This window comes from Histophilus somni 2336 (genome assembly GCF_000019405.1).
Lineage (GTDB): Bacteria > Pseudomonadota > Gammaproteobacteria > Enterobacterales > Pasteurellaceae > Histophilus > Histophilus somni.
The window spans coordinates 1,700,809-1,718,240 of the sequence record NC_010519.1; the positions used below are offsets into that span (position 1 = coordinate 1,700,809).

The window sequence follows — 17,432 nt, forward strand, 5'->3', positions numbered from 1 at the left end:
TCAAAAAACTCAACTTGAGCAAGTTATGGATTATGTTTATCAGATTTGTCGTTTTGCTTGCTCATATACAAAAACCGAACACCATCCTCTTATTAAAAGTAAAATTAGAATTTTAAGCAAAACAAAAACGTTCCCAATTAGTAGGCAGGAAGAGTTTCAAGCCTGTCTAAAAAGAAACGTTTTGAAGTTATGTCAGATTAAAAGAAATTATTTAATCAATTATTTTTTTTGTAGTTGACCACATTAAAGAAACGTCTTCCTTCTTGCTTTCCAGCGTAGCCACTTTTTTGCCAAAATGCATTCTTCAACCAATTCTCAAACTGCTGATGAGTTGGAAATGTCATTTCACCAAAATTCGGATCAAAGAAAGTAACTTTTGAGCCGTCAACCGCCGCAGATACAGTGTGAGATCCTCCCTCAAGATTAATGGAGATTTTCTTAACACCGGCAGTATCATCGCCTGTATCCAAAATCGCTTTTACTAATGAGGATACATCATTTTTTGATACAGTTCCTGATACTTCATCACGACGAACAAAATCTGCTACTTTTTTCTCTTTCGGAACAACACCCTGCTCTTGCAACCAACTATCTGTCAATTTGAATTGTTGAGTCGCACTACCGCTATTAATAAACTCAGTTTGAAGTTTTTTAATAGAATCAATAGTTTCTTTTTTCAAGTGTCCTTTTTTACCACCTTCATAAAGGGTATTAAAGAAATTCTCGTCGGTTGGATTAACATTTTTTGCAATCCAATGTGCACAAGTTGATTCACACACACCATTTTGTGTTTCAATGTGTTTTACAATTTCCTTGTAAACTTCTCCTTTAGATTGGGCAAACTTAAAGCTTACTTCTCCACCAAACTCTTCAACGGAAGAACGTACAGCATCAATTTTGCTTTTCACTTTCAAAGGCTGAAATTGATCCTGAATGCGTTGCAATACCGTGCGTTGCTGTTCCACTAAATCTTTACTGCTCACCAAATCACTAACTGGTTTCGCTTTTGCCTGTTCCGTTTCAGTAACTGTTTCAGAAACTGTCGCAGATCTAACTGTTCCGGAACTCAAAGCAGCCGAATTTTCTACCGCACTTTCTGTCAAGTCCGTAGAAGTGCGGTCAGTTTTTTCTAAATTCTGCTCGTTATCTTCCTTGCTTCCTTTTTTTGCCAACTCTTTTAAAAACTCAACTACCACTTCACTGCTCGTTGCGGATTTAGTTGATGCTTTCGTTTGAGGAATAATCTGCGGTTCAAACTCATCACTAAATTTGGTAAATGCCGGATAACCTGCATCAAGTAAAATTTTATTTACTATGACTCTCGCCATACGTCCATTACCTTCTGCAAATGGGTGATAAGCAATCAATCGCTGATAAACTAATGCCCCAACCACACTCGGCTCAATCCCTTCATTTTTCGCTCGATTGATAAAATCAACCGTTTCCGCTAATTGAATTTTTGCCGCTTCGGGACTAGAAAATACCGCATTTTCTTTGGTTAAATTCTCTTTTTTATAAAGTAAACGACCTTCTCCCTCATCCGGACGTAATCCGTGATTAAGATTCTCGATCATCTGCACTGTCAAAGGTTTGCCTTGACTGTTTTGTAAGAAATCCTCTATTGCTGTCTTCAACTGTTCTTTCAACTCCGGTGTACGTTGAATGGTTTTCGATGTCGCAGCTAAAGCTTCTGTGATTTCATTTGTTTTTGTTGAAAGATCCTCTATAACCTTTGTTTTCGGTAACGTTTTCACCAAATCTTGAATTTCTGAAAACTCCTCAACAGAAGGGCGGAATGTGATTGCCTTATTAATACGACTTTCTACTTTCTTAGCTCCCTCGGTGAGAATATCATCAAATTCAGGTAAATGAGACATTTGCTTAACTGTCGCTTCAGGAATTGATTTCTTCGAAATCTCTCTTGCTTCATCTAAAAATTTCTCATTTTTCAATACATTACTTTCAAAATTAGCATTTCGATCATCTTCTAAAGAAATTAATCCTTTTAAGTTCAAATTATCTTCCAAATCTTGATAATTGACTTTATTCGCTGTCTCATCTCCCGCTACAGGTTTCGCACCGCTCTTACTTCCGGTGAAAAATTGTTTCACTCGTTGGAAAAGTGTGGTTTTTTCTTTTTCTACACCCGTAGCACCCTCTGATTTCTCTGCCGCTTTTTTATTTCCTCCAGCAGCATCTTTTAGTTCTGCTGGTACAGATGACAACGGTGCAACTTCATTTACAGAAGTCTCCACTTTCGGAACAGATGGTAACTGACCACCTGCTTTACCTTGTTCCGGCTGTTTAATGGTCAAACTGTCTGCGGATTGTGTGTTTTCGACTTCACTAACATCTTTAGACTTCAACGTAACAGGCGAAGTCGCTTGTCCGTTTTGATTATTCGCACCTCCCTCTTGCGGAGATGATTTTTTACCTAATTCAGTCAAAAACTCTTTCACAACTTCCGCACTTGTTGCTGATTTAGCCGTAGCTTTTGTTTGCGGAATGATCTGCGTTTCAAATTCAGAACTGAATTTAGTAAACGGCGGATAACCTGCATCAAGTAAAATTTTATTTACTACAACTCGAGCCATTCGACCATTCCCTTCTGCGAACGGATGGTACGCAATTAATCGCTGATAAACCAACCCCGCTAAAACACTTGGTTCCACATTTTGCTTGATTGCTTGGTTAATAAAGTCCACTGTTTCATTTAACTGAATTTTTGATGCTTGCGGACTGGAAAATACCGCATTTTCTTTAGTTAAATTTTCCTTTTTGTAAAGCAAACGATCGCTACCTTCATCAGGACGTAATCCATGATTTAACTTTTCGATCATCTCTACAGTTAACTCTTTGCCCTGACTACTTTTCAAAAATTCTTCAATCGCACCTTGAACTTCTTCTTTCAATTTTGGATTACGTTGAATTGTTTTTGACGTATCTGCTAAAGCTTCTGTAATCGCTAAAGTTTGTGCATTGAGATCATCTACCGCACTTCCTTTTTGTATATTTTTCACCAATCCCTGAATTTCATTAAATTCATCAACAGACGGCTTGAAAGTTAAGGCATCATTGATACGTTTCTCTACTTTCTTCGCTCCCTCTGTCAATATTTCATCAAACTCCGGAGAATTACCCATTTGTTTGATTGTAGCTTCAGGAATATATTTCTTAGCAATCTCTCTTGCTTCTGCCAAAAATTCAGGATTTTTCAACACATTTTCTTCAAAAGAAGAACCACGTTTATCTTCTAACGCCAATAAATTTTTCAGATTTAAGTCATCTTCCAAACTATCATAATTCGGCTTAGAAACAGTTTCCTGTTCAGATTTTGCCTCTTTAGCTTGTGATTTATTCGATTTCGCAAAGAAGAAATCTTTTACTTTCGCAAACCAAGATTTATCCTCTGATTTTGTTTTTGGCGATACGCCCTCTGCTCCTTCTGATTGGAGCTTCTGATTACCGTTATTATTGCGATTACTTTCAGCCACCGCACTTTTTGGTGTACCTAACGCAACGGATTGTCCATTTTCCGCAATTGTCTCATTGCTTATTGAATCGCTCAAATTTGATGGACGTGCTGGTAATTCCGGTGCTACATCATCTTCCACTCTCGTTTTTACAATCGGATTCGCTGCTGCCGCTTCATCACCTTTTGCTTTCGCTCTCGCAAGCCCTTCCGGACTTTTATCCAATGTCGCATAAATCGGCTCGCTTACCTCTGCTTTTGCCGGATTTGCTTGATCTTCTTTAGATTTTAACCGAGCTTTTAATTCATTACCCAGTTCATTTACAACCGCATTTTCCGCCGGTAATGCACGTTTCGGCGATTGTGGCTCGGAAGAAAATTCCGATGGAAACGGTTCAAATTCTTCACCGCCCGACTGACCACGTGCCGATCTCGGCTGTATTGATGGAGAGGTAATTTCAGCATAATCTCCCTCTACTGCCGAGCGTTCTGTACGCACCGCTGCTTGCGATGGTTCGTCTAACGGAATTGTTTCATAATCACTAACTTGACCTTTTGCAGCTCTCGGTTGTAACACCTCAGCAATTGTCGCATAACCATCTTCACCCTCTGCCGATGTGCGTTTTACAGGCGATGTTTTTTGCGGTGCCGTTTCTTGTGGTAGTGGAATTTCCTCATAATCGCTACTTCCTTGCTGACGAGATGCTCTCGGTTGTAACGGCGAAACCTCACCAATTGTAGCGTAATCTCCACCATCTACCGCAACTTTAGGTGTAGCCTCCGGTGTTGCCGGTAAATCACGTTTTGCTTTATTCGCTCTATTTACAACATCATTAATGTCGGCATAAATATGATCTGCCGTATCAACTTCCTGAGTTAAACGGAAATTTGGAAGTGCCGGCAGAGGATCATTCGCACTGCGAGTTTTAGAGGTAATTTCCGAATAAATTTCATTACCTACTTCTTCCACTTTGTTTAACAAGGTTTTCACTGTCGGTAATTCCGGCAATTGATCACCAGCCGCTCTTCTCACACTGCCGTACAGCGGATTATCCACCATTTCAAGGTTAGAAGATGCTTTTGGTTTGGACAATACGCTGTAAATACTTCCAATCGTATCATAAACATGATCTGCCAAATCCGCACCCTGACTTAAACGAGTTCTAAACTCATTTGGAAGAGGTGGTAACGGATCATTCGCATTGCGGGTTCTAGAAGTAATTTCCGAATAAGTGCCATTACCTGCTTCCGTGTCGCTATTCAACAAGTTTCTCACTGTCGGTAATTCCGGCAATTGATCACTCGCAGATCTTCTCACACTGTCGTACAGCGGATTATCCACCATTTCAAGGTTAGAAGATGCCTGCGGTCGGGACAAGGTACTGTAAATGCTCTCAATAGTATCTGCTAGAACTTTATTTCTCGTCCCTTCACCACCTAAAAGGCTGTAAGGACTATCACTTTCACCACCTAAGGTTCTATTTCTAACCGCACTTCCATTACCTAAAAGACTGTAAGGACCTTCACCGATTTGTTCGTAAATATGTTCCTCTGCTGCTTTTGTTCTTCCTAAAAGACTATAAGGACCTGCTACAATCTCATCATAAACATTTGATCTGATACGAGAAATATCTGAATTTGCATCACCTACCGTACTGTAAGGACTATCACTTTCACCACCTAAGGTTCTATTTCTAACCGCACTTCCATTACCTAAAAGACTGTAAGGACCTTCACCGATTTGTTCGTAAATATGTTCCTCTGCGGCTTTTGGTTTTCCTAAAAGACTATAAGGACCTGCTACAATCTCATCATAAACATTTGATCTGATACGAGAAATATCTGAATTTGCATCACCTACCGTACTGTAAGTGCTATTACTTTCACCACCTAAGGTTCTATTTCTAACCGCACTTCCATTACCTAAAAGACTGTAAGGACCTTCACCGATTTGCTCGTAAATATGTTCCTCTGCTGCTTTTGTTCTTCCTAAAAGACTATAAGGACCTGCCGCAATCTCATCATAAACATTTGATCTGATACGAGAAATATCTGAATTTGCATCACCTACTGTGCTGTAAAGATCATCGCTATTGTTACGTAAGGTTCTACCCTTGTTAGCGTTGCTATCGCCTAAAAGATCGTAAGCACCTTCAGCACTCACTTTGTCATAAACTGGCTCATCGCCAGATACTTTCACTTTTCCTAAGAGGCTGTAAATATCATCGCTACCGTTAGGCAATTTTCTTCCTTTATTGGCATTTTGATCGCCTAAAGTGCTGTAACCTTCACCTACCTCATCCAAAGTTCTTAGTTTGCGTACGTCGGCATTAGAACCGTAAAGCGGATTATCTACCATTTCTACAACATCTTCTGAAGAAATTCTGGTTGTAGTCGGCTGTTCGGCATCATTATTTACTGCTTTGCTAAACTTAGATTGTAATTTAGATTTTGCTTTTTCACCCAACTCCACTAAGTCTGCAACTTCAAAATTGAATTGTGTACTTGCATATACATCATCTCTCGTTACGGTCTTAGCTTTGCTTAGATCATCAACAATTTCGCCCGTTACATTATTATCTTTAAGATTGATTCCGGAAATAACCGATTTTTGTACCGCATCGTAATGTTTTTGCTCCGCACGCCCACCACGTACATTAAATGAAGATGCACCACGCTCGTTAATACCTACAGAAACGCCGACAGAACCACCATCTTTATGATGACTATCATTAAGTTGTTGGCTCGTAACATTTCCTGAAACACGGAAGCCACTATTTTCATCTTTATTGATGAAATGAGCCGCTACAAGATCCAAATCTTTAATTTGTCCGGTAATTCTGTTCGCAACAATACCTGCCTGTTGATTAAGAAGTTTTCTGTTCTCAACTTCATGAGTATAACCTGCCCCAAAACTTCCATTACCTTTTACAAGTGTGGAACTAGAAAGTGCGGCACCTGCTGAAGCACTAAAATCAAAACCTCTATAAAGTCTATCGAAGGAATCTTGTTTTGATACAATGTTCGTTTTACCTTTGATATTTAAATCCAAATGATCCGCTTTAATATTTGAGCTAATCAAATTAAGATCTTTACCTGCTGCAATTTTTAGATTTTTCGCTCTCAACAAGCTGTTGTTATGTGTAACAGATTTTTCTGTCGTGAAACTTTCATTGCCATCAACAGAACCCGATACGCCACCATTACAACCTCCGCTCATCACGCTACAACCTGAATTTATACCAAATGCAAATTTCTGACGAGATTGTCTTTCAGTACTTTCTCTTGTTGTTTCGCCATCAAGTATATCAACATTACGTTTGGCTTGAAGCGTTAGCTTGCTGTTAGCATCGCTTTCTACATTTTTCAACTGTAGATTTCCACCATGGGCTGAAAGCGTAATATTACCTGCAATTTTTGTGCGAATGTCAGAGGTTTCCTTAACCTTATTTGTTTCGTAATTACGCTCAAATCCAAACTTAGATGAACCGCCGACCAATTCGCCGGTAACAATATTTGCAACATCGCTAATGTGTTGCAACGCAACTGTACCATCTTGCTTAACGCCACGTTGTGCCTCTACAATTTCTTTCGCTACATGGCTAACAGCATCTGCAATAGCTGAGTGTCCTTCCGTTTCAATACCGAATTTCAAGACTGAACGTTCAGAATCAAGATGATATTCATCTTTTTGTTTATTCGATGTAATCTCTTTTGCAGAAAGTTCAAAGCCTTCATCTTCTTTAACTTTCTTATATTTGTTGAATAAATCATTGGCAGATTTTTCTGTCATCAAATCATCAACTTCACTTTGAGATAGAACTTTAAATTTAGGTTCCTCTTTCTGAGCTGCGTTGTCTGTTGCATCAGGTGCGGCTTTTGCCTTAGCCTGTTGCTCAGCTTTCGCTTCATCTTCCTCGACTGCTTTTCCTGTGAACTTATGCTTGTTAATATCAACACCACCGATTTCCGCTTTTTTCAATACATGTAAAATACCATGATCGACCTGCAAATCGCTGTTGGTGTGAGTTAATGATGTTTCTTTTTCTCTCGTTTCGCTGAAAGAACCGCCCAAAGTAAAACCGGTGCCGGTATTAGACGATGCACCACCAATATTTGTTTTCTCTCCATTTTGGCTATCACGTTCATGGCTTACAGTGAACCCTGCACCGCTAATATGACCGGATGAATATTCTTGATCCAAGCGAATGTAACGTTCCGTCTGTTGAGCATTTCGACCTGCCTTGGTGTTATAATCACCTTGTACAACTCCGGTAACAACTTTTGCCTTGATCTTACTGCCTTCCTGATTCACATCATTTTTTATAGCGAAATGTACGTGATCAAATTCGGTATTTGACCCAACGGAAATTGCTTTTTGAGTGCTTTCCTTACGATAGCCCAATATCTCGCCTTTCTTAGAGAAAATTCTACCTTTTTCAACGGAATGCTCAGTTCTGTGAGTATCTGTCGTATTAAAATTACGAGCTTTCACAAAACCTGTTTTACCTTTAATATCCGATCCTTTTGAATTAATATCCGAATCTTCATCTGCTTCAAGGTGTAAATGTCCCTCTGTTCTAATTGATGCACGTTGAACTTCAACATCGCCGTTTCCATTAACAAAAGAGCGGGCGGTATTATCAATTCCTTTGTGTCCAACTAAACGAGTGCTTTCCTCACTTAAAATATCACCTCTATTTTTAATTTTATTTTCGGCTTCAATATCAATATTTTTACCGGAAATCGTACCGCTGTTTAGCACATCTCTTGTTTTCAAATTAATTTCATTAGCACGAATAAGTGCATCACCAAGCCCTTTGAATTTTTCAGCATCTCTTAATGTTTTATTTGCAAAATAAACTTGCGGTAATAGAACCTCTTTATTGTTGATATTGGCTTTAACATACCAAACAATGTCTTGTTTAAGTTGATTTTGTTGTTCTTTTGTTAGTGCTTCCCCAACTTTCAAACCTAACTCTTTAGATTCAAAATAAGAGTTATCTATTAATTTTTTAACCAACTGTGCATCATTTACTTGATATTTCAATGCCAAATGGTTATCTACTTTCTTCTCAATAGATTTTGTAATTAACTGATGTTCTAAATAGTTATCACCAATTACCGCTACTTTCTTACCGGCATCGGTAGATGAACCTACTTTATTTAAGAAATATTTAGATCCAAAATATTCATCTTGGTTAATATACTGCAATTTCGTTCTGTAAAGCGGATCGGTTTCCACTTTAGGACGTGTATCATCTACCTCTTTTAAGAATTGGTTTTTCGAAAGTGCTTCTTCAATTTGATGATCTTTCGCCAGCTCTTTTCTGTATTCTTCAAGACGTTTTTCTTCTTCAATTTTCGCTTTTGCATCCGCTTGTTTTTGCTGTTCTTGTTTTTGCTTCGCTAAAGCCTCTTGCTGTTTTTCCTCGTTAATCTTGCCTTGTAACTCCTTCTCTTTCGCAAGCTTTTCTTTTTCTTGCTGATCAAGCTGTTGCAACTCTGCTTGTTTTTCAAGATCGTTTTTCGCTTGACGTTTTTCTTCCTCTTTATAACCTGTTTCTAGGTCACTTTGTAGTTGTTCATTTTTGGTTTTTGCTTGAAGAGCTTCAGCTTGACGTTTCTGCTGAGCTTTTTCTTTATATTCATTGAATTTTTGGCGTAATTTATCTTGTACTTCACTAGGCAAAGTATCAAAGCGATCTCTTGTTTCTAGTCTTGATTCGGTTTTATAATCCGGTTCGTCTGGTTCATCGGGATCTCGCTCCCAATCATCAGATACCTCTCGAATATATGTTTTTTCACCAATTTCACCCAACAACTTATCTAAGAATTTTCCATTCTCTGATAATTCGTTTTCATTCAATAAATCAGGTTCTTCTCCTGTATGAGGTTTTAATAGAAATTCATCTTCCTCATCAATTTCAATATTTTTATCAACTGTTTTATCTAACTGTACGCTGTTATCCACAAAAAGATTTGGAATAGATAACAAATCTGACAATGCGGATAAATCAACATTGCTATTATTCAGATTTTCTTTTCTATTCACTTCCGATCTAAACTCTACTTTACTTAAGTCGAATTTATGTTGTCCTACAGTGATTCGTTCACTTTCAGAAAATCCTCCGGTTGAACCATTTTTTAACTCATCTATTTTGCCATTAATTCTTTGAGCAAGAATTTTGGCTTTATCAGTTGGACGATAATCAAAATGTGCATCTTGTTTTTCTTTAAATTCTTTCCAGCGTTGTGATAATTTCTTGTGGTCTTCATTTTTCCAATTTGCCCCAAAGACCAAAGTCATTGCTTTTTGGAAAGTCGGCGATTTAATCTCTTCTAATAAATGTACAGCTTGCGAGTTATCCGCATAATAAGAACTGGAATTTGTTATTGGTTGCTCAGAAAATAAACCGTCAAAAAGCTCCTCAAGAGAATTGAATTTTCTCTCTGCTTGCCCTGAAAGTGCGGATAAAAAGAGACGGGCTCTCGGCTGATAATTAAATGTAATATCTTGTTTTTGTTTGAAAAATTCAGTCAACAAATTGGCTTGGTAAGCCTTCATATTATTTACAACTTTCGCATTTTGGGCTTCGAAAGTGTTTTTAACATTAATTACACCATGGTTAGTCAATGTTGCATCTTGTTGATTATCTCCTTTCTTACCTTCGAATTTGAAATTCCCTTCCGCACGGATCAAACCTGCTTTTTCGACTTTCACTTCTGCTTTTTCAAATTCTATTGGATTAATCCATAAACGATAGTCGTTATTATGCCAACCATGACTTGCAATATCAGAACGGCGATAACGATTTAACACCGAATAAGGTGATTTTTTAGTAATGCTACCGGATAGTTTAACATCATTAATCAGTTCATTAGCTTTTACAGTAAGATCGCTCTTAGCAAAAATATTACCCAAGTTGTAAACGGTATTTTCTGCATCGAGTTCCATTTTACCCTCAGAATGCAATAGAGAATCCGCTCCATTAATAATATTTCCCTCAGTTTCTTTATTATTTCCTTTAGCAGATAAAGTCAGTTGTTCACGAGCACCCAAAATCCCTTTTTCATTATAGATACTCCCCTGTTTAGCATTAATCGTCAGCGTTTTTCCGCTGGCTAATAATCCGTTGTTAACAACATTACCTGCCGCATTAATGGTAAGTCTTGCAGTAGTTTGTAGTTCATCATTTTCGCTAATAACCACATTTTGAGCATCAATAGTCAACTCATCTTTCGCTTTTATAAACTTGTTACCCTTGCTGACAAAACTTGTATTATCTTTAAAAGTTAATTTAGCTTTAGATTTACTTTCAATGGTACCGGTATTTTCAAAGCCAACATCTAAATCAGCAACGGTTTCTTCTTTAACGTCCGCCTTGCGTTTATTGTCTTTATTTACAGAAACAGTAACTGTCTTACCTTTGGTTGTAATATCAAGATTGTCTTCCGCATAAATTTCTTTTTTATTGACTAATTTATCGGTATCAATTTTTACTTTATTTCCGTAAATACGCCCTTGGTTAGTCAATGTTTGAGATTTAAGCTCAAGATCCGTTGCAACGACTTTTGTCTCGTCATCCAACACAAGAGATTTTTTTGCTTCCACTTTTACTTTTTTAGAGGCTAACTTCCCTTTACCTTTTAACTTAGCTTCCTCTGTGGCTGATGCCTCTTTATTATTTTTTAACTTAACATCATCTGCGGTTATTGTGATAGACTTATCCGCCGTAATCTCATTTGCTATAGTAATTCTTTTGGCGTTATTTAATGAAATCTCATTTTTGGCTTGTAGTTTATCACCTAAATCAATATCCCCTTTATTGCTTTCAATTTTAATATCATTTTCAGACAAAATAATACCGTCGTGTTTTACACCCGCACCTTGCTCCGTTACGATCAATTTAATGCTTTTACCGTGCATCGCACCTGTACTTGCCCCAGTAATGGCGACTTCTTCTTTATCGGAAGGCTGACTGGTATTACTATCTTTTTGTACTTCTAATTTTGTCTTACCATCATTCTCAATGTTATATTTGATTTTACCTTTCCCAGCAATGAAGGTAATTTCTGTTTCCGATGTTTTGTTCTTTTCTTTCTCTTTATTTCCAATCGTACCTTTTTGTTCAATTTTCTTCGCAACAATATCTAAGTAAGGTAAATTATCCGTTGCAAACCCGTTGACATCTATTGTTACTGTTCCTTGTGTAACATCAAATTCCATCTTGTTAGGATCAATAAGTTTACTCGTAGTAGCAACAAAACGTCCCGCATTAATAGTTTGCACTCCATTTAGGTTAATACCATGTTGGTTAGCAATAACCAAATCGGCTTTTGTACCTAAAATTTCCAACGCCCCTTTAATTTGACTAAGTTCTGAACCCGTTACCTGATTTAAAATAACTTTCGCTTCTTTGTCTGCTAGATTCTTATTACCTTCCAGATAACCTACTAATTCAGAACGTTGTTGATCTTTATTATTTTTAAAAACCGCTCCGTTTGGAATATTAAATTTTTGGAAACGGTTATCTGAAATTCCTTTATCATTCGGTTTCGCAATATCGATAACAATGACGTTATTTTCTGTTTTGTATAGCTTAGTAGGATGGTTATTTTCAGTTGTACCTGCACCTACTCCTATATTTTGATTCTTAGTCTCTAACTGGATACCGTCATTACCATTTTGAATTTCAGTTAGCTTAGGCGTTTTCTCCGCTTTTGCCGCTTCCTCTGCCGACTGTGCAAAATTCGGTGCTGCTACCATACTTAACAGCAATACAGAAACGCTTTTCCAATTTAAGCACAACGCAGAAGATACCGGATTTAAAAAGGTTTTTACGGATAAACATACGTTGGATAAGCGGTAGTCTTCAATGGATCCCTGCCGGTCTTCCTCGTCTGTTTTTTCTGACACAACAACAGAATCAGATGAACCACTATCTACAGCTGATGTAATACATTCTGCTACAGGAACTAAACAACCTCTTGTCTTGCTGAAAATAAGCTTATAACAATTCTTATTCATAATACCTTCCTCTAAACTAAAAAATCAAAACGAAACCGAACCTGTGAAATAAAAAACCGACTTCTTGTTACTTTCCTCAAAAGTTCCCACTCCATTAATAGGCTTAGCATAAGTCAATGATAATGCAAGTGATTTTATTTGAGCTTTCACACCGAATGCAAACCCCGCAAACGTATCTACAACATGGTGCGGTCGTTTTGCATGAACTTTTCCTATATCAATACCCAAAAAAGGGTTAATGTAAGATAAATAACTCTTTTGAGGGTAAAAAGGGATCGTAACTGTTTGAGAAATATAGAAACCACGATCACCTGAGCCTGCCCCACCTTTGAATCCTCTTACCGTATATTCATCTCCAATTGAGAACTGGTTCTCTCCATATAAGCTATCAAATCCATATTGTGCACCTAAACGAAATTGATAACTCATTCCTCGATTAAAAAAAACAAACGGTCTCTGCCAGTTAATACTGCCTGAAACCAATCTTAATGTTTTGTCTCTATGTGAATTATATGCAGAATGATTTGCATTAAACCACCGCAGTCCATTGGAATAAGACAGATCACTATAAAGTTTGCCATGCCCCAAATTGGTCACATAAGATAATCCTATATTCAATTTGTTATTGTGATATTTCCCTATGCGAATATCACCAAAGTAGCTAAGACGCCTTTTAAACTCAAGTTCTCCATATAAAGATAAAATCATGTCTTTATTACGCAATAATGTGTGCGATAACTTAAATGACGCTTGCTTTGTTTCCCCACTGGATCCGTGAGTATGAATTCCTCTCAACTGTTTCTTATAACCGGAATATGATAACTTAATATCCAAAGTCGAAAATGAGAAAGGTTGAGTATAAGACAAGGAATAATTTTGTTGCCGATTTGCTTGACGATCCTTATAAATACGATAACCCGTTGAAAAACTCCAACGGTCATTCGTTCCTAACAGATCACTCCATGAGATGCTTAATGTTGCCTGATTTCGACCTTCGGCATTACTTCCTTCACCGGAATTATTCAGGCTTAAACTAACCTGCGGATAAGAAGTGCGGTGCCTCTCAATGCTCAAATTTGACATACTTTTCTCATTCGCTGCAATCACATTCACCTTTGCTGTCTTATTTCCCGTATTTAGAATTTCGATCAGCTGATCCACGTCGTAAATACGAAGTACCTTTCCTTTTAAATTAGGCAAAACAAATAGCATTGCTTTATCTTTGAACAAAGAAGCCTGCTGTTCTTCCACTAAAATATCATTTACTTTTCCCCAAAGTACGACAAATTCCACTTCACCGTTTTTGATCTTTGAAGATTTTAAACCAATAGCACTGGTTACATAACCGGCATTGTACAATACTTGTGTTAGCTCTTTTGTCAACGCAAACACCGTTTTTGCCGATAATGGTTGGTTTAAATAATGTTTTGTTACTTCATCAAAATCCAAAAAGATCTCTTCCCCACCAAAATCAATGGTGATCTTCGTGATCGTTTGTACATCTTTTGCTGATTTTAATTGCTCAACTATCTGTTCTTGATTTGGTCGATTATCTTCCAAAAACCGCTGTGCTTTCTCGAAATTTTGCTCAACTTTTTCAAATTGTTGTTGATTTTTTAAATGCAATAACTCTTGAACCAAAGGCTTAGCCTCTTTCGCTGCTTCTCTTGCTTGCGTAACCAAAGGATCTTCTTGTGCTTGCACAACTAAAGGTGCAACAACAAAAGAAACTAGTAAACAGCATGAAAATAGGATATTTATCTTGTTATATTTATATTTTGGCATAAAACGCCGTCCTTCCACTTTAATTGGAACAAATTATACTATACGCTATTTAGACAACTGGTAATACCAGTATAAATCATTCTTAGCAATTTCATCGTGTCTTTTTCATAATTTTTCATAAAAAAATACCCCTTTCCTGTGCTAAAAAGAAAATTGATTATACTATAGTTTTTATACTATTGAATGGAATGAATTACGCAGTAATTACTTTCTTATTTTTATCTTTGTTTTATCATAACTGTCATTTTCATTAAATAATACTAATTTCCTCTTTAAATCTCTCCTTTTTTCGAGTAGATTAAGAGTTTTCCTCAAAAAATTAAGTAACCATAAGGAAGAACATTATGTTATTAACTAACCCAGTAGTAATTTCCATTATTGTGTTACTCGCCTTAAGTCTTATGCGAATTAATGTTGTTATGGGATTAGTTATCTCAGCATTAGTTGCCGGGCTATGTAGCGATTTAACCATTAATGAAACAATAAAAGCGTTCACAGGCGGTTTAGGCGGGGGGGCTGAAGTTGCAATGAACTATGCAATTTTAGGTGCTTTTGCTATTGCCATCTCTAAATCAGGTATTACCGATCTACTTGCTTTTAAAGTAATTAAACGCTTAGGTAAATCGCCAACAGGTAATTCGATGGCTGGATTTAAATACTTTATTCTTGCCATACTAGTGTTATTCTCAATTTCTTCGCAAAACTTATTACCTGTACACATCGCATTTATTCCAATTGTTATTCCTCCGCTCCTTGCAATTTTCAATAAACTAAAAGTTGATCGTCGTGCGGTTGCTTGTGTCTTGACATTTGGATTGACTGCAACCTATATGCTTCTCCCCGTCGGTTTCGGTAAAATTTTTATTGATAGTGTTTTAGTGAAAAATATTAATCAAGTAGGTGCTTCACTCGGCTTAAAAACCAGTGTAGCAGAAGTCTCTTTGGCAATGGCAATTCCGGTTATCGGTATGGTTATCGGTTTATTAACCGCAGTTTTCGTCACTTATCGTAAACCTCGAGAGTATGTTTCAGGCGGTTTAAATGCTACAACTGAAGAAATCGAAAAGCACATTGCAAATATTAAGCCTTTCCATGTGATTGTAAGTGCGGTCGCAATTGTACTCACTTTCGCTTTACAACTGATAACCAGTTCAACAATTATCGCTGGTCTTGTCGGTCTCATTATTTTCGCAGTATTTGGTATTTTTAAACTAAAAGAAAGCAATGATATTTTCCAACAAGGCTTAAAATTAATGGCAATGATCGGTTTCGTAATGATTGCCGCTTCGGGCTTTGCTGCGGTAATTAATGCAACTGGCGGTGTAACAATTTTGGTGGATAATTTCAGCCAAGGCTTGGGTGCAGAAAATAAAGGTTTAGCTGCATTTCTTATGTTGCTTGTAGGTCTATTTATTACCATGGGAATCGGTTCATCCTTTTCAACTGTACCAATTATTACATCTATTTATGTACCGCTTTGTCTTTCCTTTGGATTCTCACCGTTGGCAACTGTTGCAATTATCGGTGTTTCTGCCGCACTGGGCGATGCTGGCTCACCTGCCTCAGACTCAACTTTAGGTCCGACATCCGGCTTAAATATGGACGGTAAACATGATCATATTTGGGATTCTGTTGTACCAACATTCATCCACTACAATATTCCGCTCATTCTTTTTGGTTGGATTGCGGCAATGTTCCTTTAATAACTTACTTTGAGTGCCTATGGCATGGCACTCAAATTTTTTAACTTATGCAACAATCTCCTGTTATTATCTTACTTAAACAAAAAGTTGACGAGTTTTTCTCTCGTTATTCTCATATACCTTCCAAGCAAAAAATCTATGCCAAATTTGACCGCACTTTATTTAGCCAAGACTTTGAGAGTTTGTCGTTTTACCTGAAAGAAGTTCGTCAATGTTTAACTCAATTAGAAAAAATCAATGATGATAATGTACAAAAATATACTTTTTATAGTGAAAAATTAAAAGGACAATGTAAGGCTCTCTCAGAGGCGTTATCACAAACGAATGCTAAAACAAACATCAAATTTCAGCATAACGATACAAATCTGCAATCTGTACAAGAGCGGCGGGAAAAACAAAGAATTGCACTGAATAAACTTCCTCCAAGGGAACGTTTAAGCAAATATTATGAAGCATTACAGGCTTTAAACACAAAATTAGAACGACAACGAGATTGCTTTGAAGAGGCTACATTATTACAGGATAAGCAAACCTATAGCCAACAAATCGCAATTACACAACAACGTAAACAACGGTGTTCTGAGGCTATTGAACAACTGGAAGAATATTTGGCTTTATTAGATACAACCTCAGAGAAATAACGAAAATATAACGAACATATTTCACAAGTATGCACTATTTTTGTTTAAATTCTTGCATTAATCGCTTGATCTGCCGATCATTCTTTTTAAATGCTCGACAATAAGGACAAAATAATAAATGAATATTAATTGCACATTTTTGATAGAACGCTAATTTTTTTTCATTACTCAAAGAAATCAATTCAGTAATTTCTTTACAATTTTTCATCTATTTTTTCCCTCCAAACCAATTTTTAGATAAACATGCCTGTAACTGAAGTCTAGCTCGATACAACAATACATGTAAATTAGACGTAGAAATCTCACATTCCTGACAAATTTGTTCGCTATCCAATTCCAAATACTCTCGCATCATAAAAATGCGAGCTTGCTGAGCTGGTAACCGATTTAAACAAGCATCAAAAATAACCCAAAACTCCTCTTTATAAGTAGCACTTTGAATATCTGACCATTCATTAGGTTCAAAATGGTTTAAATCCCAATGTCCTTTATCGTTAAAAAACGCATTTGGTGCATCTTCTTCACAGATTTCAGAAATATTAATCATTCGATTACGACTATGAATTAAGTCAATAATTTTATTTTTTAAAATGGCAAATATCCAAGTTTTTAATGCAGATTTCCCCTCAAAAGTGCGGATATTTTTTAAAGCATTTGTTAATGCCTCTTGTACCACATCTTCAGCTAAATCAAAATCCTTCAGTTGCAAAACTGCAAATTTGACCATTTGTAAGCGAACTTCTTCAAGATCCAGTTGAGAAATATGTTTTATTTCACTCACAATCGTTCTCCTTGACAAA

The 17,432-nt window shown here is 37.0% G+C and carries 6 protein-coding genes; 2 read left to right on the forward strand and 4 right to left on the reverse strand.

The window, feature by feature from the left end; genetic code table 11:
* Positions 1–215: 215 nt before the first annotated feature.
* Positions 216–12,503 carry a YopT-type cysteine protease domain-containing protein gene (locus HSM_RS07655; RefSeq protein WP_012340627.1) on the reverse strand — a complete coding sequence of 4,096 codons (12,288 nt, stop codon included), beginning with the start codon at positions 12,501–12,503 and terminating at the stop codon, positions 216–218.
* Between the two features lie 24 nt (positions 12,504–12,527).
* Complete coding sequence (locus tag HSM_RS07660) at positions 12,528–14,288, reverse strand: ShlB/FhaC/HecB family hemolysin secretion/activation protein (protein ID WP_012340629.1); 1,761 nt, start codon at positions 14,286–14,288, stop codon at positions 12,528–12,530.
* Positions 14,289–14,632: 344 nt separating this feature from the next.
* Between HSM_RS07660 and HSM_RS07665 the strand changes: the two genes are divergently transcribed.
* On the forward strand, positions 14,633–15,991 hold the full coding sequence (locus HSM_RS07665) for a Na+/H+ antiporter family protein (RefSeq protein WP_012340630.1): 1,359 nt from the start codon (positions 14,633–14,635) through the stop codon (positions 15,989–15,991).
* Positions 15,992–16,038: 47 nt separating this feature from the next.
* Positions 16,039–16,632, forward strand: a complete 594-nt coding sequence (gene priC, locus HSM_RS07670; protein ID WP_012340631.1) for a primosomal replication protein PriC — start codon at positions 16,039–16,041, stop codon at positions 16,630–16,632.
* Positions 16,633–16,666: 34 nt separating this feature from the next.
* On the opposite strand, the gene HSM_RS10855 is transcribed toward priC, so the two are convergent.
* Complete coding sequence (locus HSM_RS10855) at positions 16,667–16,840, reverse strand: anti-sigma factor family protein (protein ID WP_011609170.1); 174 nt, start codon at positions 16,838–16,840, stop codon at positions 16,667–16,669.
* The gene (locus HSM_RS07675) at positions 16,841–17,416 is read right to left on the reverse strand and encodes a sigma-70 family RNA polymerase sigma factor (protein ID WP_370483375.1); all 576 of its coding nucleotides are present in this window, start codon (positions 17,414–17,416) and stop codon (positions 16,841–16,843) included.
* Positions 17,417–17,432 lie beyond the last annotated feature (16 nt).